17 protein-coding genes are annotated in these 16,173 nt (G+C 60.2%); 8 read left to right on the top strand and 9 right to left on the bottom strand.

Features of this window, described 5'->3' with window-relative positions; all coding sequences use genetic code 11:
* The first annotated feature begins 25 nt into the window (after window positions 1-25).
* Complete coding sequence (locus tag ACHZCJ_RS02020; RefSeq protein ID WP_394700009.1) at window positions 26-853, top strand: alpha/beta hydrolase; 828 nt, start codon at window positions 26-28, stop codon at window positions 851-853.
* A gap of 71 nt (window positions 854-924) precedes the next feature.
* On the opposite strand, the gene ACHZCJ_RS02025 is transcribed toward ACHZCJ_RS02020, so the two are convergent.
* Window positions 925-1,779 (bottom strand): sterol desaturase family protein, encoded by an 855-nt coding sequence (locus ACHZCJ_RS02025; RefSeq protein WP_321323452.1) that lies wholly within the window; start codon window positions 1,777-1,779, stop codon window positions 925-927.
* 90 nt (window positions 1,780-1,869) lie between these two features.
* On the opposite strand from ACHZCJ_RS02025, the gene ACHZCJ_RS02030 reads away from it, so the two are divergent.
* Window positions 1,870-2,526, top strand: a complete 657-nt coding sequence (locus ACHZCJ_RS02030) for a Crp/Fnr family transcriptional regulator (protein ID WP_321323454.1) — start codon at window positions 1,870-1,872, stop codon at window positions 2,524-2,526.
* A 176-nt stretch (window positions 2,527-2,702) separates the two neighbouring features.
* On the opposite strand, the gene ACHZCJ_RS02035 is transcribed toward ACHZCJ_RS02030, so the two are convergent.
* Window positions 2,703-3,389 carry a TIGR02117 family protein gene (locus ACHZCJ_RS02035; RefSeq protein ID WP_321323456.1) on the bottom strand — a complete coding sequence of 229 codons (687 nt, stop codon included), beginning with the start codon at window positions 3,387-3,389 and terminating at the stop codon, window positions 2,703-2,705.
* Window positions 3,390-3,418: 29 nt separating this feature from the next.
* Here ACHZCJ_RS02035 and phhA point away from each other — a divergent pair, with 29 nt between their 5' ends.
* Window positions 3,419-4,315 (top strand): phenylalanine 4-monooxygenase, encoded by an 897-nt coding sequence (gene phhA, locus ACHZCJ_RS02040; protein WP_321323459.1) that lies wholly within the window; start codon window positions 3,419-3,421, stop codon window positions 4,313-4,315.
* A gap of 84 nt (window positions 4,316-4,399) precedes the next feature.
* Here phhA and ACHZCJ_RS02045 read toward each other — a convergent pair whose 3' ends face one another.
* Together ACHZCJ_RS02045 and abc-f are read right to left on the bottom strand one after the other, a co-directional pair.
* Window positions 4,400-5,383, bottom strand: coding sequence for a 50S ribosomal protein L11 methyltransferase (locus tag ACHZCJ_RS02045; RefSeq protein WP_321323461.1), 984 nt, complete (start codon window positions 5,381-5,383; stop codon window positions 4,400-4,402).
* Between the two features lie 42 nt (window positions 5,384-5,425).
* Entirely contained in the window at window positions 5,426-7,306 is a 1,881-nt protein-coding gene (gene abc-f, locus ACHZCJ_RS02050; protein WP_321323463.1) for a ribosomal protection-like ABC-F family protein, read from the bottom strand.
* 143 nt (window positions 7,307-7,449) lie between these two features.
* On the opposite strand from abc-f, the gene ACHZCJ_RS02055 reads away from it, so the two are divergent.
* Window positions 7,450-8,817: an MgtC/SapB family protein gene (locus tag ACHZCJ_RS02055; protein WP_394700010.1), complete on the top strand. Its 1,368-nt coding sequence runs from the start codon at window positions 7,450-7,452 to the stop codon at window positions 8,815-8,817.
* Between the two features lie 7 nt (window positions 8,818-8,824).
* Here ACHZCJ_RS02055 and ACHZCJ_RS02060 read toward each other — a convergent pair whose 3' ends face one another.
* Together ACHZCJ_RS02060 and ACHZCJ_RS02065 are read right to left on the bottom strand one after the other, a co-directional pair.
* Window positions 8,825-9,505: a spermidine synthase gene (locus ACHZCJ_RS02060; RefSeq protein ID WP_321323468.1), complete on the bottom strand. Its 681-nt coding sequence runs from the start codon at window positions 9,503-9,505 to the stop codon at window positions 8,825-8,827.
* Window positions 9,502-10,215: an SDR family oxidoreductase gene (locus tag ACHZCJ_RS02065; protein ID WP_321323470.1), complete on the bottom strand. Its 714-nt coding sequence runs from the start codon at window positions 10,213-10,215 to the stop codon at window positions 9,502-9,504. The genes ACHZCJ_RS02060 and ACHZCJ_RS02065 overlap by 4 nt, the downstream gene beginning before the upstream one ends.
* 200 nt (window positions 10,216-10,415) lie before the next feature.
* Here ACHZCJ_RS02065 and sdhC point away from each other — a divergent pair, with 200 nt between their 5' ends.
* From sdhC to ACHZCJ_RS02085, 4 genes are all read left to right on the top strand, one after another.
* Entirely contained in the window at window positions 10,416-10,829 is a 414-nt protein-coding gene (gene sdhC / locus ACHZCJ_RS02070; RefSeq protein WP_159643199.1) for a succinate dehydrogenase, cytochrome b556 subunit, read from the top strand.
* A gap of 15 nt (window positions 10,830-10,844) precedes the next feature.
* The gene (sdhD, locus tag ACHZCJ_RS02075; RefSeq protein ID WP_321323473.1) at window positions 10,845-11,234 is read left to right on the top strand and encodes a succinate dehydrogenase, hydrophobic membrane anchor protein; all 390 of its coding nucleotides are present in this window, start codon (window positions 10,845-10,847) and stop codon (window positions 11,232-11,234) included.
* Window positions 11,234-13,051, top strand: coding sequence for a succinate dehydrogenase flavoprotein subunit (sdhA, locus tag ACHZCJ_RS02080; RefSeq protein WP_159643195.1), 1,818 nt, complete (start codon window positions 11,234-11,236; stop codon window positions 13,049-13,051). Before sdhD ends, sdhA begins: the two co-directional genes overlap by 1 nt.
* A gap of 215 nt (window positions 13,052-13,266) precedes the next feature.
* Window positions 13,267-13,887, top strand: a complete 621-nt coding sequence (locus tag ACHZCJ_RS02085) for a LysE family translocator (RefSeq protein WP_321323476.1) — start codon at window positions 13,267-13,269, stop codon at window positions 13,885-13,887.
* Here ACHZCJ_RS02085 and ACHZCJ_RS02090 read toward each other — a convergent pair.
* Genes ACHZCJ_RS02090 through ACHZCJ_RS02100 form a run of 3 tightly spaced genes read right to left on the bottom strand, consistent with a single transcriptional unit; the run spans window position 13,884 to window position 16,091 of the window.
* Window positions 13,884-14,396 (bottom strand): hypothetical protein, encoded by a 513-nt coding sequence (locus tag ACHZCJ_RS02090; protein ID WP_321323478.1) that lies wholly within the window; start codon window positions 14,394-14,396, stop codon window positions 13,884-13,886. The two genes, ACHZCJ_RS02085 and ACHZCJ_RS02090, sit on opposite strands and share 4 nt — an antisense overlap.
* Before the next feature lie 32 nt (window positions 14,397-14,428).
* Complete coding sequence (locus ACHZCJ_RS02095; RefSeq protein WP_321323479.1) at window positions 14,429-14,911, bottom strand: hypothetical protein; 483 nt, start codon at window positions 14,909-14,911, stop codon at window positions 14,429-14,431.
* A 31-nt stretch (window positions 14,912-14,942) separates the two neighbouring features.
* Window positions 14,943-16,091, bottom strand: coding sequence for an alpha-hydroxy acid oxidase (locus ACHZCJ_RS02100; RefSeq protein ID WP_321323481.1), 1,149 nt, complete (start codon window positions 16,089-16,091; stop codon window positions 14,943-14,945).
* Window positions 16,092-16,173 lie beyond the last annotated feature (82 nt).

Genomic DNA, 16,173 nt, shown 5'->3' on the forward strand with positions numbered 1-16,173 from the left:
GATATTGAAATTTCCAGCGATAGCCATGGCGCTTTTTATATTTGGTCTTTCACCTTCGCAGGCGCAGGATAGCGTCACGTCCGAACCGCTGACTATCGGCACCTCCTATCTGGTCTCGACCCACGGGGCCAAACGACGTCTGAATGTCGTGCTGCCGGCCGATTATGACGAGAGCGACCAGACTTATCCGATATTGATCATGCTGGATGGCGGGGTGCGGCAGGATTTTTACCTGACCCTGGGCATAGAGCGCTGGAACCAGCTCTGGCGGCGCAGCGCACCGGTGATCTTCGTCGGCGTCGAAACGGTTGACCGGCAGCGGGAATTGCTGCCGCCGACAAAATCCGGAGAAGAGCAAGGCCGCTATCCGACAGCGGGAGAAAGCGCAGACTTTAGAGCGTGGTTGTCTGGAACGGTTCTGCCCCTGGTCAGAGATCGCTATCGGGATGACGGTCGCGCCTTTCTGGCGGGCGAAAGCGCTGCCGGCCATTTTGTGGCTGAAACATGGGCTATAACGCCCCAGTTGTTCGATGGCTATGCCGCCCTATCGCCCAGCCTGCAATGGGACAACCAGAGCCTCTCGCATCGTCTGGCCGGCATGGAGAAGCAGGATCGACCAGCTTTGTTTCTTTCGCTTGCGGATGAAGGCGGGGCGACCGAGGAGGGCGTTCTTCGCTTTGTCTCCGAAGCAGGCTCTAACCTATGCTTTGCAGACCGGCGCACAGAATTGGCCCATGCCAATATGCTGCACGGCTTGTTGCCCGAAGCCCTGCAATATCTGTTGCCCACAGACGCCGACTGGCTTGAAGACTATGGCCTGGCCCTGCGTTGCAGCGGCCAGGTGGGCGCGTAGCGACCGTAGGTGGGAAGTCGGGCGGCCGCTGCGACATGGCCGGCGACCGCCCCACCTCTCTCCCAAGCTTTTCAAACATTCGCAATCGCTTCGACCGCCGCCAGTTCCTTTACACCGTGGCCGCCTTCCTTATTCTCCGGAAAGATCGGCCAGGCCAGTTGCTGGCCCAAAGTGGCTGGTGCGAGATTTTCCACGCCGTAACTGTCGGGATAGCGGCGCGTGATGTGGGCGGTGCCGAACAGCACGTCCCAGAAGAATAGCAGGTTCCCGAAATTGCCCTTGTAATGGGTCACGCCGTCGCTTTTGTGGCGGCCGTGATGGGCGTGGTGGGTCGCGGGCGTCGAGATGGTGCGCTCCACAAGCCACATGACCGGGGAAAGACATTTGACCCTGTAGAGCGGCGCGTCCCAGGCGACATCGCTGTGCGCGCCGACGATCACTGCCATCTTGACGATGATATAACCGACATAGACCCAGCCGAGACCGAGATAGATCAGCGCGCCGGAAAACCAGATGCTCGGCATGGTCAGATAATAGAAGATATTGTTCCGGTAGACGAGCCGCACGCTCATATAGCGCGCATTATGGTGCGAGCGGTGCAGATTGTAGAGAAAGGGCACGCTGTGCGACAGCCGGTGCCAGAAATATTGCATCATGTCGTCGAATACCAGAAACAGGGCGATGGCGGCGATCAGGGGGATGCCAGCCAGCGCGCCCTGCCATTGCGGCGCGACAGTGCCGAGGATGAACTGGGCGGCGAGAATGATGCCGGGCTGGGTGATCACAAGCAACACGAAAGAGCCGATAATCTCGACCAGCGCGTCGTCGCGGGTCTGTTCGGGCTTGCTGAAAAGCCGGGTGCGGAAAAATTCCAGCAGTCCGAAGACGAGGAATATACCGGTGATTGCCAATAGTTCGGGCCGCATGATGTCTCTCCCAGAGGATTGCTTGCGGAGCGTGGGTAGCCGATGTATATCTTTATAAATGCAAACTAGTTATCATTATCGGAGAATCCCATGAGCGGAGCGACGCCGGTTGCCGGTACCGGCTTTGTCATGGCCTTGCCCGACGGCCTTCGCCAGGATCTGCTTGCGCGCGGCCAGCCACGGCGGTTCGCCAAGGGGCAGATCATCCAGCAACGCGGCGATAAGGCCCGGGAATTCTGGTATATCGAAAGCGGCGCGGTACAGATCGGTCGTTACGGACGGGATGGGCGGCTGACCCTTTTCGCGCTGCTCGGCGCCGGTGAAACATTCGGCGAGCTGGCCTTTCTCGGGGAATTCCCGCGGACGGTGGATGCGATTGCCGGAAGCCACTGCAGCTTGATCCGGATCGGCGACAGCGAACTGCAGAGTCTGATGGACGCCGATGCGGCGGTTACGCGCCTGTTGCTCAAGACGATGGCGCTGACCGTGCAGGAATCCTTTGATCTGATCGAATTCAGTCGCAAGCTGTCGGTGCCGCAACGGCTGGCGCAAGCGTTGTTGCAGCTTTCCGGTGATCTGCCGCAGGTGAGGGTGACGCAGCAGGATCTGGCCGATCTGGTCGGGGTATCACGGGTTTCGCTGGGCAAGGCGGTGACGAAGCTGGAAGCAGCGGGAATGATCGAGCCGGGCTATGGCGTTATCACGATACAGGACCGTGCCGCATTGCTCGATATGTGCGGGCGCTAGGGCTCGTTTTCGGGTTGTTGACAGGGATCAGTAGCGAGTTGTGGTTCGACAGGGTTTTCCCGAACGGTCTCTGTCGGACCACTTTTGGCGACATCTCTCCGCACCCGGGCGTCCTAAGCTTGTCGAAGGACCGGTTTTCACGATGGTGGCCGTTCAACGAGGGCGACGCTGCAAATTCAATCCATGCCCTCCGGAAACCAGCGCATCACACCGCCCTGAAAAGGCGTCCAGCGCCCGGTGCGGATGCCGGCCTGCTGCAGGATGTCGCTTGTCCAGCTGTTGCAGGTGTAGAAGGCGCTGTAATGGCCTTTTGCAGCGTAGAACAGGTCGTCCCGACCATAGCCGGGTGATGGTCGGGGGCGATACTGTTCGTCCAGAATGAATCGCGCTTCGATTGCCGTCGCGATTTTGCGATATTCTGCCGCGCTGACTTTCAGGGGGCGGCGGTAATAGGGATAAGCCTGTGGATATTTCAGGTGGTAGACGTGGACAAGTACATCGTCGCTGCCAAATATCGCGCTGATCGCGTCGTTTGCGCGCAGGTCGCTCCATTGCCGGGTGTTGCGATAGACGCCTTCATGCCCCCAGCCGACCAAAATGTGGCTGCCATAATATGACGGGTCGGCGAGATGCTCGGGCCGGACCAGAGGCGTCCAGTCATGGACATCGCTCCAGATCGGCATGACGATGCCGCTGTGCAGGCCGTTGGTTTCGATGAACAGTTCGATGCCGTCTTCGGGGCTTTGCCAGTGCTGATTGGCGGGCAGCAGGCTGCCGGCCAGCGCCGCAAGCAGATAGGCGGAAAGGATCGCGACCAGTGCAACCACCATGCGTTTCAACCATTTAAGCGCTGTAGTTGCCATCGAAACCTTTTCTGCTGTAGGATGCGGCCATGCTCGATACCCCCGAAACCGAAACCCATGTCTATGACAAGCCGCCAGCGCACGCAAATGCCGACTGGACGATCGACCAGGACTGGCAACGCTATTCGGCGGAAGACCACGAAACCTGGGATATTCTCTTCGCCCGCCAGCAGAAAATGCTGCCGGGCCGGGCGGCGCAAGCGTTTCTCGACGGCATCGATATCTTGAAGCTGTCGCGGCCCGGTATTCCCGATTTCGAAGAGCTCAACCGGATCCTGATGGATGCCACGGGCTGGCAGGTTGTGGCGGTGCCCGGTCTGGTGCCCGACGATGTGTTCTTCAAACATCTCGCCAATAGGCGCTTCGTGTCCGGTAATTTCATCCGGCGGCGCGACCAGCTCGACTATCTGCAGGAACCGGATATTTTCCACGATGTCTTCGGCCATGTGCCGATGCTCGCGGACCAGCGATTTGGTGACTATATGGCGGCTTATGGCCGCGGCGGGCTCAGGGCGCTGAAATTCGGCACATTGAAACAGTTGGCGCGGCTCTACTGGTATACCGTGGAATTCGGACTGATCCAGGAGGCCGAAGGTTTGCGCATCTATGGCGCAGGCATTGTCTCCAGCTATGGCGAGAGCGTGTTTGCGCTGGATGATCCCAGCCCCAACCGGATCCTGTTCGATCTCGAACGGGTCTTGCGCACCGAGTATAGAATCGATGATTACCAGCAGAATTATTTCGTCATCCCCAGCCTCGACGAGCTGCTCAGGGTGACAGTGGAGACCGATTTCAAGCCGCTCTACGACAGGATTGCCGACCTGCCGGACATCAGGATTGCCGAGATTTTCGAGGGTGATGTGGTGCTGACCGAAGGGACGCAGGACTATGCCCGGTCGCAGGCGGGTGAGGCTACGGTCGTTTGATTATGCGTGTGCTCTGTACTTGATACGGAGCCCGGCCCGCGTGATGGTGAGGTGCCGACAGAGCTCCGCATCAGGTGCGGAGCGCTAACATTCCCCGAAATAATCCGATGCCAGCGGGGACTTTTTGCGGTGGGGTTTGCGGGTCCAGCCATATTTTTTCGCTTTGACCAGAGTCAGGCAGGGCCATTCGTTGTCCAACCGGGAATGTTTCAGGCGAAATCCTTCGCGGACATAGGCCCGGACCACTTCGGCCTTCTGCCGGCTCAGCAGGCCGGCGAGCAGCAGCACCGTCCCGGCACCTGATGCGGCGGCGATTTGCGGAGCGAGGGCGACCAGCGGACCGGCGAGAATATTGGCGATGATCAGGTCGAACGGTGCGCGCTGGCTGAGCGCGGGATGATCGAGGCCGTTGCTCTGCACCAGCCGGATCTGGCTGCGGCCATTGCCCAGCGTGATTGCATTCTGGCGCGCATTTTCGCCGGTGACCGTGACTGCAACCGGATCGATATCGCTGGCGATGATCTTCGCGTCGCGCCAGAGATGGTGCGCGGCAAAGGCGAGCAGGCCGGTACCGGTGCCGACATCGGCAATATTGCGAAACCGGTGGCCGGTGCGCCGCAGCCGGTCGAGGCTTTGCAGGCAGCCCATCGTGGTTTCATGATGGCCGGTGCCAAAGGCTTGCCCGGCGTCGATGCAGATATTGGTCAGCTTGGGATTGGCGGATGGCTGGTCGCTAGACGTGTGCACATGAAACCGCCCGGCACGCAATGGTTCAAGCCCCTGCTGGCTGAGCGTCACCCAGTCCTCGTCGCCGAGCATTTCGACCGCTGGCTGGAAACCGGCCCGTTTGGCAGAGGGTGACAATAGCAAAAGATTTCCAACCATCTCCGCATCCGGTTTTTCCTCGCAATAGACGTCAATCATCCATTCGTCGGGACGCTTGGGATCGGTCTCGCTGGTGACGATAGTGGGCGTTGAATCGCTGGAGGAAATGAACAGATTGTCCGCCGCCAGCGTCCGGGCCTCGGCGCGGGTGCAGGGAATCGAGACTTTCCACGTCTCGCTCAACGGACGATCCCGTCAGTAGAGGGCCCGCCAGAGATGCGCCGGTCAGGCATGGGCATTTTCCTGTTCGAGTCTGTCGCTGGCTTCTATCCACCGGGTTTCGGCCGCATCGAGCTTGTCCTGACTGTCGGCGCGCAGCTTCATCAACTCGGTCATCGACAGATCGGCAAGTTTCGCTGCTGCACTTGCCGGATCAAACATCGCGCGGTCGATGGCGGAGATTTCCTCGGCCAGGATTTTCATTTCCTTGTCGGCGGCGGCTATCGTTTTGCGCAATTCGGTCTGCTGCTTGCGCCGTTCCGCGGCCGCGCGCCGTTCTTCCTTGCGGTTGCCGCCGCTGGTCTTGCCGCCCGCCGATGCCGGTTGGTTCTTGCCAAGGACGAAATCGGTATAATCCTTGAGCGATCCGGAAAATTCCTTCGCCTTGCCGCTGTCGACCATGACCAGCCGGTCGGCGGTCAGTTCGAGCATATGGCGGTCATGGCTGACCAAGATGACGGCGCCGCTATATTCGTTAAGCGCGTGCACCAGGGCTTCGCGCGCATCGACGTCGAGATGGTTTGTTGGTTCATCGAGGATCAGCAGATGCGGCGCGTCGCGGGTGATCATGGCGAGCGCCAGCCGGGCGCGCTCGCCGCCGGACAGCTTGCCGACCTTGATCGTCGCCTTGTCGCCGGAAAAGCCGAAACGTCCCAATTGTGCCCGAACGGCCCCCGGCTTGGCGTCTTTCATCAGCCGGGTCATATGTTCCAGCGGCGTGTCCGACGTATCCAGTTCCTCGACCTGATATTGGGTGAAATAGCCAACAGTCAACTTGCCCGACTTGTTGATCGCCCCCTTTTTCGGTTCGAGCTGGCTGGCGAGCAACCGGGCGAGCGTGGTCTTGCCGTTGCCGTTCCGCCCGAGCAGCGCGGTCCGGTCGTCGGGATCGAGCCTCATGTTGAGATCGGAAAGGATGATATTGTCGCCATAGCCGACGGCGGCGTCGTCCAGCGTAATCAACGGCGGTTTCAGTTCTGCCGGGCTGGGGAAGTGAAAGCTTAGCGACGGATCGTCGATCGCGGCGGCAATCGGTTCCATGCGAGCGAGCGCCTTGACCCGGCTCTGCGCCTGTTTGGCGCTATGCGCCTTGGCACCCCATCGGGAGACGAAGGATTCCAGCTTTTCGCGCTGGGCGATCTGCTTTTCGCGCGCGGAGGCCTGCTGCGCCTGCCGTTCCGCCCGCTGCTTCTCAAACGCGTCATAGCCGCCGGGATAGAGAGTGGTGATGCCATGCTGCAGATGCAGGATATGGTCGACCACATTGTTCAGCAGATCGCGCTCGTGGCTGATGACCAGGATTGTCGCCTGATAGCTGGTCAGGAAATTCTCCAGCCACATGGTCGCTTCGAGATCGAGGTGGTTCGACGGTTCGTCGAGCAGCAGCAATTCCGGTTGCGAGAAGAGCAGAGCGGCGAGCGCCACGCGCATCCGCCAGCCACCGGAAAAACTGTCCATCGGCTGCTGTTGCGCCGCTTCGTCAAAGCCGAGACCGATCAGGATTTTTGCGGCGCGGGCCGGAGCGCTATGCGCGTCGATCATGTTCAGCCGCTCGTGGATCTCGCCGATCCGGTGCGGGTCGGTCGCGGTTTCGGATTCTTCCAGCAGCGCCGCACGTTCGGTATCGGCGGCCAGTACGGTATCAAGTGGACTGGCCTGTCCGGCCGGCGCTTCCTGGGCGATATAGCCCATGCGCGCGTCTTTGGGCATGTCGACGCTGCCGTCATCGGGCTCGAGCATGCCCGCGATCACTTTCATAAGGGTCGATTTACCGGCGCCATTGCGGCCGATCATACCGACGCGTGCGCCGGGAGGCAGCGAAGCGGTTGCGCCGTCGAGGATCACGGTGCCGCCGAGGCGCACGGTTATATTGCTGAAATTAAGCATGGGGAGCCGTTAGCCGAGCTTGCCGCTCAATGCCAGCGCCGTGAGAGGGTAAACGCGTCATGGCGCAAATTTCTCGCCCGGATCGCGCAAAGATGTTTGCGGAGCGATCTGACTGGTTCCTACGGGTAATTACGCATGGGCAAATGCCGGGGCGGCTTTCACTAAGGCTGGATGATGATGACCAAACCCGGATTTCACCACGGGACGATGCTCGTGCCATGCTGACGGAATTCTCCGGCGAATGGCTTGTTTATCGCGATCTTGCGATCGCGCTGGCGGCGGGCCTGCTGATCGGTGTCGAGCGCGGATGGACGATGCGCGACGAGAACAAGGGCGCACGGGTTGCCGGGATTCGCACTTTTGGCCTGATCGCCGGACTCGGCGGTCTGGTCGCGCTGATCTCGCAAAGCCTGAATCTGGTCATCGCCGCTATCCTGCTGACCGGCGTGGTGGCGATGTTGTCGATCAGCCATTTCAAGACCATCCACGAGCCGGACGGGCGCAGCATCACCAATTTCGTGGTCTCGCTGCTGACGCTCTGTCTCGGTCTGCTGGCGGGGAGCGGCTATCCGGCGCTGGCGATGGCCGGGGCGGCAATCGTCACCGGCCTGCTGTCGATGCGGTCGGAACTGCACGGACTTATGCGCAGGCTGGGGCCGACCGACATCAATGTGATGATCCGCTTTGCCCTGATCGCGCTCGCCGTTCTGCCGTTTCTCCCGGACCGCGATTTCGGACCTTATGAGGCCTTCAACCTGCAGCAACTATGGTTTGTCGTCATATTGGTGACGGGTCTTTCCTTTGCCGGCTATGTCGCCAACCGGATAATTGGCGCCGCCCATGGCACGGTGGTCACCGCCGTTATTGGCGGCGCCTATAGTTCCACCGCAGTGACCGCGTCGCTGGCGCAGCGATTGCGCGGGGAAGAGACGGCAGGTCGCACCCTGTCAGCGGGGATCGCGCTGGCGTCCTCGGTCATGTATATCCGGGTGCTGTTGCTGACTTTCCTGCTCGCGCGCTTTGCCTTCGTGCCGCTGGCGATGATTCTCGCCCCTGCGGCGCTGGTGGCCGCCATCATCGGCTTGCTCCTGCTGCGCCGGAGCGGGGCTGCCCGGTCGGATGAGAGCGTGGAAACACGCAACCCCATCCGCCTGCTGCCGGCGTTCTTCTTTGCGCTGACCGTCGCGGCAATGTCGCTGGCGGCGCGCTGGGCCGAGGCAAAATACGGAAGCAGCGGCATCGCCTATCTGGTGCTGATCGTGGGATCATTCGACGTCGATGCCGCGATCATCACTTTGGGGGCGCTGCCGGAGGAAACGATAATGTCGGATCTGGCCGGCTTTGTGCTGGCAATGACGGTGCTGGCGAATATGCTGTTCAAGACCGGCGTGGCCGGCTTTACCGCAGGCTGGAAAAAGGGGCGCGCGGCGGTGGCGGCGCTGGCGGCAAGCAGCCTGGTGCTGGCAATCGCCGGTCTGGTAAGCTTTGTCGCGTTTGATATTCGCTTCTAGATCGCCTTTAGCGATTTGCTGCCAGCCAGATCGTATGTTTTGCGCCCTTGCCGTTGCTGCGGGCGGAGACGGTTTTAACCGCGACGGCGAAACCGGATTTTTTCAGGCGCGCTGTAAATCGGTTGTCGCCTTCGCTCGACCAGACCGCTAATATGCCATTGGAACGCAAGGCCTTTTTCGCCGTGGCCAAGCCCGCCATGCTGTAGAGCCGGTCATTGGCTTCATGGGTCAGCCCGTCTGGACCATTGTCGACATCGAGCAAAATCGCATCATAGTCGCGCTCCGCCTTGCCGATCACATTTGCGACATCGCCGATGGTGACGGTCACACGGCTGTCCTCGAGACATTTTTGCGAGAGATCCGCCATCGGCCCGCGCGCCCACTGGACGATGGCCGGAATCAGTTCGGCCACTTCGACATGCGCCTGTGGCGGCAAGACAGACAAGGCGGCGCGCAGGGTGAAGCCCATGCCATAGCCGCCGATCAATATACGCGGGTTTTTGACTGCCAGGCGTTCGCAGGTGAGGGTGGCGAGTGCTTCTTCCGACCCGCTCAGCCGGCTGTTCATCAGCTCAATGCGACCCAGCATGATTGAATATTCGTCGGCACCTTTTAGGGCGCGGCGGAACAGGCGGAGTTCATCGCCGCCGGGGATGGGAGCGGTGTCGAGATGTTCGCGGACGATCATCGGACAAAACTCGCGCCATTGGCATCGAGTACGGCGCCGGTCATGCTGGGCGGCGCATCGAGCGCGCAATAGCGGGCGATGGATGCGATTTCCTCCGGCTGGGCAACCCGGCCGAGCGGAATGTCGGCGAGCAATTTGTCGCCGCCGCGGCTTGCCAGATAATCCTCGGCCATACCGGTCATGGTGAAGCCGGGGCAGATGGCGAAAGCCAGTATCCCGTCTTTCGCATAGGCTCGGGCGATGGTCTTGGTCATTGCCACCATGCCGCCTTTCGATGCGGCATAATGCCAATGGTCGGGACTGTCGCCGCGATAGGCGGCGCGACTGGCGATATTGACGATCCGGCCCGGCTCGCCGTGCTGCTGAAAATGCAGCACCGCTAGGCGGCACAGCTCCGCCGATGATGTCAGGTTGATGGTCATCGTTTTGTCCCAGCTTTCCAGCCAGTCGTCGGCGGCAAGCGGGTTAGGCTGGAACAGGCCGGCATTGTTGACCAGCACGTCTATGCGGCCGTCAAGCCGGTCGAGCGCCTGCTGCCACAGCAGGGGTGCCGAGCCGTCCTGCGTAAAATCGGCGGCGACCAGATCATCTCCACCGGCGGTGCTCTGGCCGACGACCGTCACATCATCCTTGCCGAACGATTCGATGATGGCCTTGCCGATGCCGCGGCTGCTGCCCGTTACCAATATATGCGTTTTGCTATTGCTCATCCGCACGGATTAGAACGACAGGGCGCCCGCGTCCATCGATGATACGAATTTCAGGCTTTGCAATCGGTCTGGAGAATTTTGCACTAATAAATTGTCTAAATCATGCGCATCCGGTTTGCATGATACGCGCTTTTCGCTAAGGGATTGGTTCTATTTCAAAGACTCCGGCATCATCCGGAGATATTGTTCAGGGGAATATAATGTCCGGCGTATCAGGTTCAGCATCGAACAGACCGCTTTCACCGCATCTGCAGGTTTATAAATGGGGGCCGCATATGCTGGTGTCCATTCTTCACAGGGCCACCGGCGACGCCATGGCGCTCGTTGGCGTTCCGCTTCTTGTCTGGTGGCTTTATGCGATCTCCGCAGGGCCGGAAAGCTACGACTATTTCCTCAGCTGGTTCAACTGGGGTTACATCGGTTATATCGTTCTGGTCGGCATGAGCTTTGCCTTTTTCGAACATATGTATAGCGGACTGCGCCACTTCGTGCTCGATGCGGGGGCCGGCTATGAACTGCAGAGCAATAAAATGTGGTCGATTGCCGTGCCTCTGGCAGCGATCCTCAGCACCGGTGCGATGTGGCTCTACATCGCTTCCAAGAATATTCTTTAGAACAGGAATCGGATCATGGGTTCAGGAACCAATATCGGCCGGGTACGCGGCCTCGGATCGGCGCAGGAAGGCGCGCATCACTGGATAGTCCAGCGGGTGACCGCGGTCAGCAATTTGCTGCTGCTGCTCTGGCTGGTCTTTTCGCTCGTCCGGCTGCCGAACTATGAACATGACCTGATGGTCGAATGGCTGGCTTCGCCGCTGGTTGCCGTACCGATGATGCTGATGCTGGTCAGCATCTTCTGGCATTTGCGTCTCGGCCTGCAGGTCCTGATCGAGGATTATGTCCCCGATCACGGCGTCAAATTCGGCCTGATCGTCCTCCTCAACTTTTTCGCCATCGGCGGTGCGGCTCTGGGAATTTTCTCGGTCGCGAAAATAGCCTTTACCGGAGTGGTAGCATAATGACTGAACAATCCACCCAGCCTGCTTACAAGATTATCGATCACAGCTATGACACTGTGGTTGTCGGTGCCGGCGGCTCCGGCCTGCGCGCCACCATGGGCGCTGCGGAATCGGGCCTGAAAACGGCCTGCATCACCAAGGTTTTTCCGACCCGCTCGCACACGGTTGCGGCGCAGGGCGGTATTGCCGCCTCATTGGGTAACAACACGCCCGACCACTGGCAGTGGCATATGTATGACACGGTCAAGGGCTCCGACTGGCTCGGCGACCAGGACGCGATCGAATATCTGGTGCGCGAAGCACCGCAGGCGGTTTACGAGCTGGAACATGCCGGTGTGCCTTTCTCGCGCAACGAAGACGGCACGATCTATCAGCGGCCGTTCGGCGGCCATATGCAGAATATGGGCGAGGGGCCTCCGGTCCAGCGTACCTGTGCTGCTGCCGACCGTACCGGCCACGCGATGCTGCACGCGCTCTACCAGCAGAGCCTGAAATATGACGCGGATTTCTTCATCGAATATTTCGCCATCGATCTGATCATGGAAGATGGCGAATGTCGCGGCGTGATTGCAATCTGCATGGAAGACGGTTCGATCCACCGGTTCCGCAGCCACGCTGTGGTGCTGGCGACCGGCGGTTCCGGCCGCTGCTATTTCAGCGCGACCTCTGCCCATACCTGCACCGGTGACGGTGGCGGCATGGTGCTGCGCGCGGGTCTGCCTCTGCAGGATATGGAATTCGTCCAGTTCCACCCGACCGGCATTTACGGCGCGGGCGTGCTGATTACCGAAGGCGCACGCGGCGAGGGCGGTTATCTGACCAACAGCGAAGGCGAGCGTTTCATGGAACGCTACGCGCCAAGCGCCAAGGATCTGGCCAGCCGCGACGTCGTTTCGCGCTGCATGGCCACCGAAATCCGCGAAGGCCGCGGTGTCGGGCCGGAGAAGGACCATATCTATCTTCACCTCGACCATATCGCGCCCGAAGTGCTGGCCGAACGGCTGCCCGGCATCACCGAAACCGGCAAGATTTTCGCCGGCGTCGACCTGACCCGCGAAGCTTTGCCGGTGGTGCCGACGGTCCATTACAACATGGGCGGCATCCCCTGTAACTATCATGGCGAAGTGATCAATCCGACGGCCGATGATCCGGACGCGATTGTCGAAGGGCTCTACGCCGTCGGCGAAGCGGCCTGTGTATCCGTGCACGGCGCCAACCGTCTCGGTTCCAACTCGCTGATCGATCTGGTGGTTTTCGGCCGCGCAACCGGTCTGCGGCTGAAGGAAAAGCTGACCCCCAACGCGTCGCACAAGCCGCTGCCCAAGGATAGCGCCGATCTGGCGCTGCAACGTCTCGACCATTTCCGCAACGCCAAGGGTTCGATCCCGACCGCCGATTTGCGCCTCGAAATGCAGAAGACGATGCAGGCGCATGCCGCCGTGTTCCGCGACAACAAGCTGCTCGAAGAGGGCGTTGCCGCGATGGACAAGGTCAATGCCAAGCTTGCAGATATCGGCGTCACCGACCGCTCGCTGATCTGGAACACCGATCTGATCGAAACGCTCGAGCTCGACAATCTGATGAGCCAGGCGATGGTCACGATCAAGGCCGCCGCAAACCGCAAGGAAAGCCGCGGCGCGCATATGCACGAGGATTATGAAGACCGGAACGACAAGGAATGGATGAAGCACACGGTCATCACTTTCGAAGGCTGGGGCGGCAAGGGCGGCAAGAGCGAAATCAGCTATCGCCCCGTGCATGATTACACGCTGACCGACGAAGCAACCTATGTGAAGCCGAAGAAGCGGGTTTATTGATCGCTGGGACCAGGTCGAAAAGCTACCGTTGACTGGCGTCGCCCCAGCGCAGGCTGGGACTGATACCAGTTGGGTATGAGGGAACGGCTGTTCCCTCATCGACCGTTGGTTTGGCTGTCAGCCTGCGCTGGCATGACAGGCCGGAACTGTAAAACATTGCCGCTGAAATCTTCAGTGACTTCCACCCGCTTGGTAATGGCGATAGAAGCGACCCGATGCTTGCGCCCTTGCTCCCTTCCTTTTTGCTTGTCGCCTTACTGGTCGAACTGACGCCGGGTCCGAACATGGGCTGGCTGGCGTTGCTCAGTGCCAGCGAGGGCCGGCGCGCCGGATTTGCGGCAACGGCGGGGATCGGACTGGGGCTGGCGATTGTCGCGGCTGCATCGGCTTTCGGGCTGGCGCAACTGGCGCAGCAATCCCCCTTGCTGTTCAACCTGTTGCGCTATGCGGGTGCGGGCTTTCTGTTGTGGCTGGCCTGGGAAGCCTGGGCGGGTGAGCGGGACGTGTCGCCGTCCGCGATTCACAAGAACGGGACCGCGGCCAGACATTTCCGTCGCGGGCTGATTATCAATCTGCTCAATCCGAAAGCCGCGCTATTCTTTATCGCGGTGCTGCCGGTATATATTGTCCCCGAGGGTTCCGTAACGCTGCAGACGGCCCAACTTTCGATCGCCTATGTCGCAATTGCCACGCTGATCCATCTGGGCATCGTGACGCTCGCCGGTCGCGCGCATGGCTGGCTCAGCAGCGGTCCTTATGCAGGGCTGGTACGGCGCGGATTCGCGGTGTTACTGGCTGCTATCGCCCTGTGGTTCTTAATCGATACGTTCCGCTAGGATAAGGACGGGGGCGGCATGCACCCCTTGCTGACGGCCATTCCCTTCAGGAAGCTCCGGCGGGCGAACCCGGCCGACAGGGCTTGGCGGTATCGCTCCTGCGCGGCATTGGCTCCGGTGATTTCACGCACGACGCCACGAAAGGGAATGAAACCGCCCAAGATGCCGCCGGCCACGCGACTGATGCTGCGTTCGCGCTTTTCGGCGCGGGATATCTGCGGTTTCTCGTTGATGTCGGGGCCCAATATCGGACGCAGGCTGGCAATCTCGGTGGTGATGGTGCGACAACCGGTAATTCCGGTGAGATCATAAGGCGCCTTCTGGATTTTCAGCAAGCGCGGCGGAATCTGGTCTTTCTTGAGGTTCACATCCCTGGCTGGCTGGGTCACCGCATCCTCGACATGGTTGACCATCGGCCGTTCCACATTGGGCGATGCCGCTTGCAATGGCTGGGCGGCCAGCGACAGCAGCGCCACTCCGCTTAACATATTATATCCGGCTGATGCCATGATATGTCTCCCTTGTTGCCCCCAAGGTTGATTTACGGTCGGGCGGGTGCCTTGCATCCACGCTGTAGGCCAACGCCTTTCAGGAATCCGCGCCGCACGGTTCCGGCATAAACGGCCTTGTTGTAGCGACGGCGCTCGGCGTTGGCGCCGGTTACCTCGCCGATGATGCCGCCGAACGGAATGATCGAGCCGACGGCGCTGCCAGCCACTCGGGCGGCGGTTTCCTCGCGCTTCTTGGCGAGGCTTTTGTCGACCGTCTCGTTGACATCGGGGCCGAGCACGGCGTTGAGTTCCTGGACTTCAGCGATGATTGCGGCGCAGTTTCGCAGACCGCTCATCGAATAGGGGGCATCCTGAATATCCAGCAGTTTCTGCGGCACCTCTTTGCCATCGAACGGTTCGGTCACCTTGTTTCCCGCCTGTTCCAGCGTCGATTCCTGCTGCGCGCCTTCCTGTGCGAATGCGGTTGTGCTCAAGCTGCCGATGACCAGCGTCAGGCCCGTCAAAAAATTCATATGTTTCATTTCAATCCCCTGACCGCGCCGGTTATCGAAATCTCAGATTGTCGCGGTTCAACTGATTAACCGCCGTGACGCCCATTAGTTTCATGTCGCGTTCAATTTCATTCTGCAGCAAAGCGAGGATTCGCTCAACCCCCGCCTGTCCGGCGGCTGCCAGGGCGTAGAGATAGAGGCGTCCGCCCGAGCAGGCCTTGGCGCCGACGCTGAGCGCTTTCAGCACATGGCTGCCGCGGGTGATGCCACCATCGCAGATGACGTCAAGCTTGTCACCAACCGCATCGCAGATCTCGGCAAGCTGGTCGAAGGGGGCTCGGCTGCCGTCCAGCTGCCGGCCGCCATGGTTGGACACCATGATGGCGGTGGCGCCGATCTCGACTGCACGCTTTGCGTCGGCGACCGACATGATACCCTTAAGGCAAAATTCCCCGCCCCAGTCCTTGGCGATTTCCTCGGCCATTTTCCAGTCGAGCGACTGGTCGAGCATATTGGTGAAATAGTCGGCAACCGAATTGGGCACGCTCGTGCCTTCCGACACATGGTCTTTCAGGTTGGACAGTTCGAACTTCTCCCGGAACATGTAGTTCACGCCCCAGGCCGGTTTCGCGGCATAGCTCCAGAAACTGGTCGGGGTGATCCGGGGCGGGCTGGTGAAGCCGGATCGCAGGCAGCGCTCGCGATTGCCGCCGACAATCGTGTCCACTGTCAGCGTCAGTGCATCGAATTTTGCTGCCTTGCAGCGCTCCACCATCGACCGGTTGAGATCCTTGTCCTTGTGGACATAGAGCTGGAACATTTTCGGTGTGCTGATGCTTTCGCCAATCTCCTCGATGCTGACCGTGCCCAGTGAGGAAATGCCGAAATAGGTGCCGAATTTTTCTGCCGCCCCGGCAACCGCGCGCTCGCCCTGCCAATGGAACAGGCGTTGCAGCGCCGTCGGGGAAAGAAACAAGGGCATCGCCAGCTTTTGCCCCATCACGGTCGTGCTCATGTCGATATTCTCGACACCGGCGAGCACATTGGGCACCAGATCGCAGCGTTCATAGGCTATCGTGTTGCGCCGCCGAGTGACTTCGTCGTCCGCTGCGCCGTCAATATAGTCAAATATCGGAAAGGGCAGGCGTTTTTTTGCCAGTGCGCGGAAGTCATTCACATTGTGGCAATCCGAAATATTCATAACGGCCTTTCGCTTGGGCGCGCGTGCGCCTCATCTCGTCGTAAGGATTGGAGTGGTCTTGCGCGCGAGTTTAGACGATCAT

It is taken from the genome of uncultured Parasphingorhabdus sp. (assembly GCF_963677535.2).
Classification (GTDB): Bacteria; Pseudomonadota; Alphaproteobacteria; order Sphingomonadales; family Sphingomonadaceae; genus Parasphingorhabdus.